6 protein-coding genes, 4 tRNA genes and 2 pseudogenes are annotated in these 10,248 nt (G+C 37.4%); 11 read left to right on the top strand and 1 reads right to left on the bottom strand.

Features of this window, described 5'->3' with window-relative positions; all coding sequences use genetic code 11:
• Positions 1 to 1,349: pseudogene (locus tag ACGH46_RS10860) on the top strand (hypothetical protein); the annotation flags it as partial.
• A gap of 352 nt (positions 1,350 to 1,701) precedes the next feature.
• Here ACGH46_RS10860 and ACGH46_RS10855 read toward each other — a convergent pair.
• Positions 1,702 to 2,916: a pyridoxal phosphate-dependent aminotransferase gene (locus ACGH46_RS10855; RefSeq protein ID WP_411605621.1), complete on the bottom strand. Its 1,215-nt coding sequence runs from the start codon at positions 2,914 to 2,916 to the stop codon at positions 1,702 to 1,704.
• Positions 2,917 to 3,060: 144 nt separating this feature from the next.
• Between ACGH46_RS10855 and ACGH46_RS10850 the strand changes: the two genes are divergently transcribed.
• The 10 genes and pseudogenes from ACGH46_RS10850 to ACGH46_RS10805 form a co-directional block, all read left to right on the top strand.
• Complete coding sequence (locus ACGH46_RS10850) at positions 3,061 to 3,330, top strand: ACT domain-containing protein (protein ID WP_065558707.1); 270 nt, start codon at positions 3,061 to 3,063, stop codon at positions 3,328 to 3,330.
• A 36-nt stretch (positions 3,331 to 3,366) separates the two neighbouring features.
• The gene (locus ACGH46_RS10845; RefSeq protein WP_411605619.1) at positions 3,367 to 4,722 is read left to right on the top strand and encodes a PFL family protein; all 1,356 of its coding nucleotides are present in this window, start codon (positions 3,367 to 3,369) and stop codon (positions 4,720 to 4,722) included.
• 223 nt (positions 4,723 to 4,945) lie between these two features.
• Entirely contained in the window at positions 4,946 to 5,521 is a 576-nt protein-coding gene (locus ACGH46_RS10840; RefSeq protein ID WP_267351226.1) for a hypothetical protein, read from the top strand.
• Between the two features lie 111 nt (positions 5,522 to 5,632).
• Positions 5,633 to 6,436 (top strand): tRNA cyclic N6-threonylcarbamoyladenosine(37) synthase TcdA, encoded by an 804-nt coding sequence (tcdA, locus tag ACGH46_RS10835; protein ID WP_267351225.1) that lies wholly within the window; start codon positions 5,633 to 5,635, stop codon positions 6,434 to 6,436.
• 295 nt (positions 6,437 to 6,731) lie between these two features.
• Positions 6,732 to 9,431, top strand: a complete 2,700-nt coding sequence (gene adhE / locus ACGH46_RS10830; protein WP_411605617.1) for a bifunctional acetaldehyde-CoA/alcohol dehydrogenase — start codon at positions 6,732 to 6,734, stop codon at positions 9,429 to 9,431.
• A 153-nt stretch (positions 9,432 to 9,584) separates the two neighbouring features.
• Positions 9,585 to 9,660 (top strand) — tRNA-Thr (locus ACGH46_RS10825).
• A gap of 33 nt (positions 9,661 to 9,693) precedes the next feature.
• Positions 9,694 to 9,778: transfer RNA gene (locus ACGH46_RS10820), tRNA-Tyr, on the top strand.
• Positions 9,779 to 9,834: 56 nt separating this feature from the next.
• Positions 9,835 to 9,909: transfer RNA gene (locus tag ACGH46_RS10815), tRNA-Gly, on the top strand.
• A 3-nt stretch (positions 9,910 to 9,912) separates the two neighbouring features.
• Positions 9,913 to 9,988: transfer RNA gene (locus ACGH46_RS10810), tRNA-Thr, on the top strand.
• 183 nt (positions 9,989 to 10,171) lie between these two features.
• Positions 10,172 to 10,248 (top strand): annotated as a pseudogene (locus tag ACGH46_RS10805) (elongation factor Tu); the annotation flags it as partial.

Genomic DNA, 10,248 nt, shown 5'->3' with positions numbered 1-10,248 from the left:
CGAGCACGTTACGAGCAAGCTTTGACCCGGATGATGCGCACCATGACAGCAAAGGTTACTTAACCTTACCGAAGACAATCAATCAGGCAATCATTGATATCACAGGTAACCTAACCGATCAGGACTTTGGTTATATCCATGGTGGTATTATTGAGGGTAAACTGGTAGAAGATCGTGAAGGTAAAGGTCTTGTCAGTCTGTCAGAATTAACCGGATTATCGGGTGCAGAGGTTTATCTGTTAAACAATAATCAGAAACATATGATGAACAAAGATGGTAAACCACTGTCGTTTATGACACGCAGTGATGGTAAATTTATATTCCGTAATCTGGTGATAGATCCGAATGTGGTTGATGATTCAAAATATAGTATCCGTTTACTGTTTGGTGAATATCACGACGGCGTGGTTGGCTCAGATAATAGCAATCCATTATATGAAAAAGTGCCATATTTTGAACAATATACTGATAGTAATGGTAAAGTGGTCAAACATGACTTAATTGATATTGCTACACCGCCAGCATCGATTGTTTATAATGGCACAGGTGGTATGCAAACAGTGCCGATTAAGTTAAATGATGGCAGTATCACCTTTAGTGCAACAAGTAACGATATTATATTGGGTTATCGAGTACATAATGTGGATGTAACCGTAATAAAAACGGCACTGAAAGATAATGTCGTGGTGGGTGATATTGTCCCTTATACCATCAAGGTGATTAACAATTCGTCACACAAATCACGCATTAAAGTAAAAGATATTTTACCGTCAGGATTTAAGTTCGTGAAAGGTTCATCGCGTTTAAATGGCAAAAAAGTGGCGGATCCCAAAGGCACTAAAGCGGTGATGTATGATTCTCTGGATTTAACGGCTAACAGTGAAGTGGTGATCAGCTATATGTTAGTTGTGGGCTCGGGTGTTACCCAAGGCGAGTATACCAATACGGCGATGGCACTAAACGCCTTGACGGGTAAAGTGTCGTCGAATATAGCGGAAGCGACGGTAACGGTGACAGCCGATCCACTGTTTGACAATGCGTTAATCTTCGGAAAAGTGTTTATCGACCGAAACGGTAATGGCATACAGGATGAAGGTGAAGATGGTCTGGGCGGCGTGAAATTAGTGACCACCCGTGGCGAAATTATCACAACCGATACGCATGGACGTTACCATATAGTTGGTGTATCGGGAGGCCGTTGGGAACGAGGTGCAAACTTCGTTATCAAACTAGACCCACGAAGCTTACCGAAGGAATACAAAGTAAACGGACGTAATCCAAAAGTGGTAAGAGTATCACCGGGGTTACCAAGTAAAGTTGATTTTGGTGTTACGGAGGTAAATCAGTAATTCCCATTAAACATAAAGATAGACAAGTAGGTCTGTTTATTCCTATCCTTTCAGCTCTTTCCCCCGTTTATCGGGGGTTTTTTATATTAAGCATCCTAAATTATTATTTTATATAAATAGATTTTAGTGTTAGAGCACTGAAAATGAGTAGAGTTGTAGAAATATAATTAAAATTGAATGCCGGTTAATAAATTAACATTGTCATATTAATTAGTTAGCATAAATAGAGCAGTATTGATGAATTTAAGCATAACACTGAAAGAGTTTATTATCATTCGTTGAATGAAATCAAAAAATTTTGCGAAGCATTGCAGATAGAAAACTCCCAACTAAAATTGGGAGTTGATTCGTTTTATTGTTGATAATTTGATAAAAATTTAGCAAAACGTTCGATAGCGTCTTGTAATTCACCTGTATGTGGAAGCGCAACAATTCTGACATGATCGGGTTTATGCCAGTTGAAACCACTGCCTTGTACTAAAAGAACTTTTTCTTGCAATAGAAAATCTAAAACCAATTTCTGATCATTGCGAATATTAAATTTTTGCTGATCAAGTTTAGGAAATAAGTACAATGCGCCTTGTGGTTTAGTACAACTTACCCCTGGGATATCATTTAACATGCGCCATGCAAGCATACATTGATCATATAAACGACCACCAGGAACAATAAATTCATTAATACTTTGATAACCGCCAAGCGCACCTTGAATGGCATGTTGCAATGGGACATTGGCGCATAATCGCATTGACGCCAACATATTTAGTCCCTCAATGTATCCTTTTACATGTTGTTTAGGGCCACAAAGTGCCATCCATCCTTGCCTAAAACCTGCAACACGATAAGTTTTAGATAGTCCGCTCATGGTTACGACAAATAGATCGGGCGCTAAAGCGGCTATTGAATGATGAACAGCATCATCATATAAAATTTTGTCGTAAATTTCGTCAGCAAAAATAATAAGGTTGTTTTGACGCGCAATTTCGGCAATATCAAGTAGAAGCTGTTTACTATAGACGGCACCGGTTGGATTATTAGGATTAATGATCACAATTCCTTTGGTTTTAGGGGTGATCTTTCGTTTAATATCCTCTAAATCGGGTGACCAATTAGCATCTTCATCGCAAAGGTAATGAACAGCACTACCACCAGATAAACTAATTGCAGCTGTCCATAATGGATAATCTGGCATAGGAACTAAGATTTCATCACCGCTATTGAGCAATGCTTGCATCGATTGTACGATAAGTTCAGAAACACCATTGCCGATAAAAATGTCTTCGACATCTAAACTGGTTATTCCTCTGGCTTGATAGTGTTGCATAATAGCTTTACGTGCAGAGTAAAGTCCTTTTGAATCGGAATATCCTTGTGAAGAAGGCAAATTACGGATGACATCAACTAATAATTCATCAGGTGCGGCAAAACCAAAAGGGGCAGGATTTCCAATATTGAGTTTAAGTATAGTTTGACCTTCTTCTTCAAGACGCTTTGCGTGCTCAAGAATTGGTCCACGGATGTCGTAACAGACATGATCCAATTTATTTGATTTTTGGAAATTTTTCATAATGTTGCCCTTTTTAATTATTTTAGTGTTTTTTTATTTTTAACAAAAAAACAATCTACTCCTATTTCGATAATTTTTGAAGATGTTATTATAATCAACCAAGTAAATATCTTTTGATTGTCCAAAATTTGTGCGGAGTATGTGATGAAAACCATTTTAACTGTCATAGGAAAAGACCAGACCGGAATTATTGCTGGTATAAGTCAAAAATTATATGAATTGAATATTAATATTTTAGATGTATCTCAAACTATCATGGGTGAATATTTCACGATGATTATGTTACTCGATTTATCCAAAATCGATGTTTCATTTGATGATGTTAAAAATACTTTAACGCAAACAGGCGAAAATCTTAAAGTTAAAGTCAATATTCAACGCGAAGAGATATTTGATGCAATGCATCGTCTTTAAATTTTATTCAATAATTTTTACTGAAGGATAGTACTAATGGAAACCAAACAGATCCTCGAAACGATTAAAATGATTGAGGAAGAAAAGCTTGATATTCGCACAATAACCATGGGTATTTCTTTGCTTGATTGTATTGATAGCGATGGTGAAAAAGCCCGTCAAAAAATCTATGACAAAATTACTAAATTAGCCAAAAATTTAGTAAAAGTTGGTGATCAAATTACGTCTGAATTTGGTATTCCAATTATTAATAAACGTATCTCTGTTACACCAATATCCTTAATTGCAGGAGCAAGTAATGATAGTGATTATGTCGCGTTCGCAAAAACACTTGATCAAGCTGCTAAAGCGGTGGGGGTGAACTTTATTGGTGGATTTTCGGCGTTAGTGCAGAAAGGTTACCATAAAGGTGATGAAATTTTGATTAAATCCATCCCACAAGCTCTTGCCCAAACAGAACGTGTTTGTTCATCGGTTAATGTAGGTTCTACACAAACCGGTATCAACATGGATGCCGTAAAACAGATGGGGCATATTATTAAAGAAGCAGCCGCATTAACGGCGAATAATAGCAGTATGGCTTGTGCAAAATTAGTTGTGTTTGCTAATGCTGTTGAGGATAATCCGTTTATGGCTGGGGCTTTTCATGGTGTAGGCGAAGCAGATTGTGTCATTAATGTGGGTGTCAGTGGACCAGGTGTGGTTAAGCGAGCGCTCGAAAAAGTAAAAGGTCAACCTTTTGATGTGGTTGCGGAAACAATCAAAAAAACGGCTTTTAAAATTACGCGTATGGGACAACTTGTTGGTAAAGAGGCTTCGGAGCGTTTAGGCGTTAAATTTGGTATTGTTGATTTATCTTTAGCGCCAACGCCTGCAATAGGTGATTCAGTTGCCCATATTTTAGAAGAAATGGGACTGGAAGTGGTTGGAACCCATGGTACAACGGCTGCGTTGGCGATGCTTAATGATGCTGTCAAAAAAGGTGGGGTCATGGCATGTGGTCATGTAGGTGGTTTAAGTGGGGCATTTATTCCTGTGTCAGAAGATGCTGGGATGATTGATGCGGTAAATAAGGGGGCACTCAATTTAGAAAAATTAGAAGCAATGACCTGTGTTTGTTCGGTCGGGCTTGATATGATTGCTATTCCGGGTGATACACCAGCTGAAACAATATCTGCTATTATTGCAGATGAAGCAGCAATCGGCGTCATCAATCATAAGACCACTGCCGTTCGCATCATTCCTGCGGTTGGTTTAACAGTGGGTGATAATATAGAATTCGGTGGGTTATTGGGTCATGCACCTGTGATGCCAGTAAATAAATATAGTTCATTTGATTTTATTCATCGTGGTGGACGTATTCCTGCTCCGATTCACTCCTTCAAAAACTAAGCGATTATTTTGTGATGCCTTGTATATCAAAAAAGACAAGGTATCACATGACTTTCTGTCTATTGATTTCTACCTGATAATCCAAAATGTGATTTTTTTGTCCTTCATTTTACGGTTATCCCTATAATGAGCAATCACACGGATACTATTTGGTAATGAATTAATTAGTCTCATTTTTCTTACTTATCTAAAATTAATTTATAAAAAATAAAAGGAAACAAAAATGAAAAAAGTTATAGTCAGTTTTATCTCAATATTATTGTTAGGTTGTGGGACTTTAGAAAGTAATTATCAACCTGGCAACTATGGTCCGATGTTAACGGTAATTAATCAAAAATTACCCGCTTATGATTTACCTAAAAAATTAGATTTCCACAATAAAACCTATTATATATATAATCAAAGTCGCGATAGTGGTTCAGGTAATCCTAATGATAAGCGTGCAATTATGTACATGCAAGATCCTAAATCAGAAACCTATTATGAAGATTATTTCATTATTATGGATGATATCGTTGCCAATGCTCAAGATGCTCAAAAACTCTTTAAATTGCAAATCGCAATGCGTTCATCTGATCCGAAAGTCACTCAAGAAGGTAACGTTTCTTATTCCGTAGGAACGGATGAAAAAAATGGTATAGGTTATTTAATCGTCAGTACTTATGATGAATCAACGCATTTGGCTCGTAATCGTTTTTATCTCATTTTACTCAATGAAAAAAATGACCATTTAGTAAAATATATGCAAACCCATACTAAACAAATGGCACAAGAGATATTAAAATTAGGACGTAAATAGTTAATTTACCAGTCTAATACCGATAACCTCAATGACAAGAATAGCAGCGTTAGTTGCGTTTATCGTTATGCACTGCTAGTATTTTAACATTTCGATAAATCAGTGGTAATTATGCATAACACATTTTCTGATAGTTATTTTCAACGTTTTAGTGGCATTGCTCGGTTGTATGGTCAATCCGCATTGTCGTGTTTTGCTCGTGCACATATTTGTGTAATAGGGATTGGTGGTGTTGGTTCTTGGGTAGCTGAATCCCTTGCTCGCAGTGGTATCGGGCAAATTACTTTGATTGATATGGATGATGTCTGTGTGACTAATACCAATCGCCAGATTCATGCTTTAACCACAAATATAGGTAAAGCTAAAACCGCAGTCATGGCTGAGCGAATATTACAAATAAATCCTGAATGTATTGTTAATCAAATTGATGACTTTATAAATATTGATAATGTTTCAGATTATTTAGGTGCTCAAAACTTGCCTCGTTATGATTATATCATTGATGCTATTGATAGTGTGCGTGATAAAGCGGCCGTGCTTAATTATTGTAAGCGACAAAAATTGAAAGTCATTACTATTGGTGGCGCAGGTGGGCAAAAAGATCCAACACAGATTAAAATAGCTGATTTGGCTAAAACCATTCAAGACCCTTTGGCAGCTAAATTACGAGAAAGATTAAAGAACGATTATAAACTCAATAAAGATAGTAAAGGTAAATATTCGATACCTTGTGTTTACTCAACAGAACAACTGACATATCCGGCGGAGAATGGACAAATCTGTTTTACGAAAAGTGAAGCGCATGGCACTAAAAAAATGGATTGTGAATCAGGTTTTGGCGCAGTGACGACTGTTACGGCAAGTTTTGGATTTGTTGCTGTTAGTTATGTACTGGACAAATTATCAAAAATTTAAGTGAACTTTTTATTTTTTCAAAAAAATTTAGCATATTTAAAAAAAGCTATTTTACCTAAGTAAAATAGTTTTTTTTATCAAAAAATCTCAAATATTAATTTTTTCCTATCTATTAGGATGAATCTCACTTACCCATTTCAATAACATTTATTTTTCTGCAAGATCTTATTGTATAAAGTAAAAAACTGATTTACGATAACGGCAATTTCGTTTTGTTATTATGCATAGGCATTAAAAAGATTCAAGGAAGACGCCAAACGATTCAGATTTATTTTTTAATTTCAAGGAGTAATCTATGGCAGTAACTAATATGAATGAGTTAAATGAGTTAATGGTCCGTGTAAAAAAAGCACAGGAAACTTATTCAACTTATACTCAAGAACAAGTGGATAAAATTTTCACGGAGGCTGCAAAAGCTGCTGCAGCTGCGAGAATTCCACTAGCCCAACAAGCTGTTGCTGAATCGGGTATGGGGATTGTAGAAGATAAAGTGATTAAAAACTTATTTGCTGCAGAATATATTTTAAACAAATATCGTCATGACAAAACTTGTGGCGTAGTGGCAGAAAATGAACCCTTTGGAACTATTACGCTAGCCGAACCTTTAGGGATCATATGTGGAATAGTACCGACGACCAATCCAACTTCCACCGCTATTTTCAAATCCCTTATCAGTCTTAAAACCCGTAACGCAATCGTCTTCTCTCCTCATCCTAGAGCAAAAAAATCAACTATTGAAGCAGCCAGAATTGTTCTAAATGCAGCTATAAAAGCTGGTGCGCCAAAAGATATTATTGGTTGGATTGATGAGCCCTCTATCGAATTATCAAATGCTTTAATGCATCATGATGATGTCGCTGCAATTTTAGCAACCGGTGGCCCAGGTATGGTGAAAGCAGCTTATAGTTCAGGTAAACCTGCATTAGGTGTTGGCGCAGGTAATACGCCTGTCATCATTGACGAAACAGCGGATTTAAAACGAGCAGTGGCTTCCGTTCTGATGTCTAAAACGTTTGATAATGGTATGATTTGTGCCTCTGAACAGGCTATCGTCGTAGTTGATTCTGTTTATGACGAAGTACGTCGCTTGTTAACACAATACGGTGCATACGTTTTAAATGCTAAAGAGACTAAAGCCGTTCAAGGTATCATTTTAAATGACAAGGGTGCTTTAAATGCTAATATCGTTGGTCAACCGGCGACCAAAATTGCTGAATTAGCAGGTTTTAAAGTACCAGCAGGTTCAAAAGTACTGGTAGGTGAAGTGAGCAAAGTTGATCTATCTGAACCGTTTGCGCATGAAAAACTTTCACCGACGTTAGCTATGTTTAAAGCTAAAGATTTTGCTGAAGCAGTAGAAAAGGCTGAAAAATTAGTTGAAATGGGTGGTATGGGTCATACTTCTGTTCTTTACACCGATCAAGATAGCAATCGTGAACGTATCGATTATTTTGGCAAAAAAATGAAAACTTGCCGTATTTTGATTAACCAACCTGCAGCGCATGGTGGTATTGGCGATTTATATAATTTTGATTTAGCGCCGTCACTAACATTAGGTTGTGGTTCTTGGGGGGGTAACTCGGTATCTGAAAATGTCGGACCGAAACACTTACTTAACAAGAAAACAATCGCTAAGAGAGCAGAAAACATGTTATGGCACAAATTACCAAGTTCTATCTATTTTAAACGTGGCTCACTGCCTATTGCTTTAAATGAAGTCGTTGAGCAAGGCGCAAAACGAGTCTTTTTAGTCACTGATAAATTCCTATTTAACAATGGTTATTCAAAACAAATCACCGATCAATTAGAGTCACAAGGTGTTCTTTGTGAAACATTCTTTGATGTTGAAGCTGATCCAACCTTAAGTGTTGTTCGTAAAGGGACTGAATCAATGAGAGCATTCCAGCCTGATACTGTTATTGCTTTAGGCGGTGGTTCACCAATGGATGCTGCAAAAATCATGTGGGTTCTTTATGAACACCCAGAAACTAAATTCGATGAATTAGCATTACGTTTTATGGATATTCGTAAACGTGCTTGTCATTTCCCGAATATGGGCAAAAAAGCAAAATTGATCTGTGTTACCACAACATCAGGCACCGGTTCTGAAGTGACGCCATTCGCAGTTGTGACGGATGATGCAACCGGACAAAAATATCCGTTAGCCGATTATGCTGTTACGCCTCATATGGCAATTGTAGATGCTAACTTAGTGATGAATATGCCACGTTCACTTTGTGCTGCTGGTGGTTACGATGCGGTAACTCATGCTTTAGAAGCTTATGTGTCAGTAATGGCAACAGAGTTTTCTGACGGTCAAGCATTACAAGCTTTAAGTATGCTTAAGTCCTATTTACCGGCAAGCTATAAAGAAGGGGCTAAAAATCCTATCGCTCGAGAAAAAGTACACAGTGCAGCGACATTAGCAGGTGTTGCTTTTGCTCAAGCATTTTTAGGTATTTGTCACTCAATGGCGCATAAAATTGGTGCAGCTTTCCATATCCCACATGGTGTGGCTAATGCAATGCTCATCAGCAATGTTGTCCGTTTTAATGCAACAGATAAGCCAACTAAACAAGGTACATTTAGTCAATATGGTTATCCTCAAGCCATTCGTCGATACGCTGAAATTGCTGATCATTTAGGTTTAACGGCTGCTGCGGATAAAGATGAGAAGAAAGTTGAGGAATTAATTGGTTGGTTAGATCAACTTAGAAAAGATCTCGAAATACCTTTCTCTATAAAAGAGTTTGGTGTGGATGAAAAAACGTTCTTAGCACAAATTGACCAACTTGCTGTAGATGCATTTGATGACCAATGTACGGGCGCAAATCCTCGTTATCCTTTAATTGCTGAACTAAAACAAATCTTGCTTGATACCTATTATGGTCGTCCATATCAAGATAACGGTGATATAAGTGAAGATGTTGCTGTGCATACAGCGGCTAAAGGTGTAGCTTCTACTACTAAGAAAAAAGCGGTAAAAAAGAAATAATCTAAAAAATTATTTTTGATTAAATAAAACCCTGAAATTGTCTATATTTCGGGGTTTTTTTATGTTTTTGATTTTTTTTTAAGCAAACAAAATAAAATTTGTTTTTTTTGCTTGCAAGCTTAAATGTTCTAGTCCATAATGCGCAGCACTTAGGCCGGCTTAGCTCAGTAGGTAGAGCAACTGACTTGTAATCAGTAGGTCGCCAGTTCGATTCCGGCAGCCGGCACCATTTTCCTAAGTAGACAAATTTAAAAAGATTCGGGGTGGGGTTCCCGAGCGGCCAAAGGGAGCAGACTGTAAATCTGCCGTGTCACACTTCGAAGGTTCGAATCCTTCCCCCACCACCATATATCTAATATTAGCAATAGCTAATTGAAGCATTTAGGTAGCCGAGTTTGAACATGCGGGCATCGTATAATGGCTATTACCTCAGCCTTCCAAGCTGATGATGCGGGTTCGATTCCCGCTGCCCGCTCCAATTGCTGATATAGCTCAGTTGGTAGAGCGCACCCTTGGTAAGGGTGAGGTCGGCAGTTCAAATCTGCCTATCAGCACCATTCTTGTTACTTTCCTAAACTTCTAAAAATATCAAATTTGACTGCTTAAAAGCTTGTCACTTGACGGCTTTATCTGTTATTATTCAGAGCTAATTTTAAGTTAGTATTATGTTGATATAAAATATAATACTTGGTTAATGTGGTGATTCACCACCGATTTGTATTACATTTGAGGGACAATAAATGTCTAAAGAAAAATTTGAACGTACAAAACCCCACGTTAACGTTGGTACAATCGGCCACGTTGACCATGGTAAAAC

Origin of the sequence: Gilliamella sp. CG22 (genome assembly GCF_046635725.1) — a bacterium.
GTDB lineage: Bacteria > Pseudomonadota > Gammaproteobacteria > Enterobacterales > Orbaceae > Gilliamella > Gilliamella apicola_I.
This window is presented reverse-complemented; position numbering and strand designations above follow the sequence as displayed.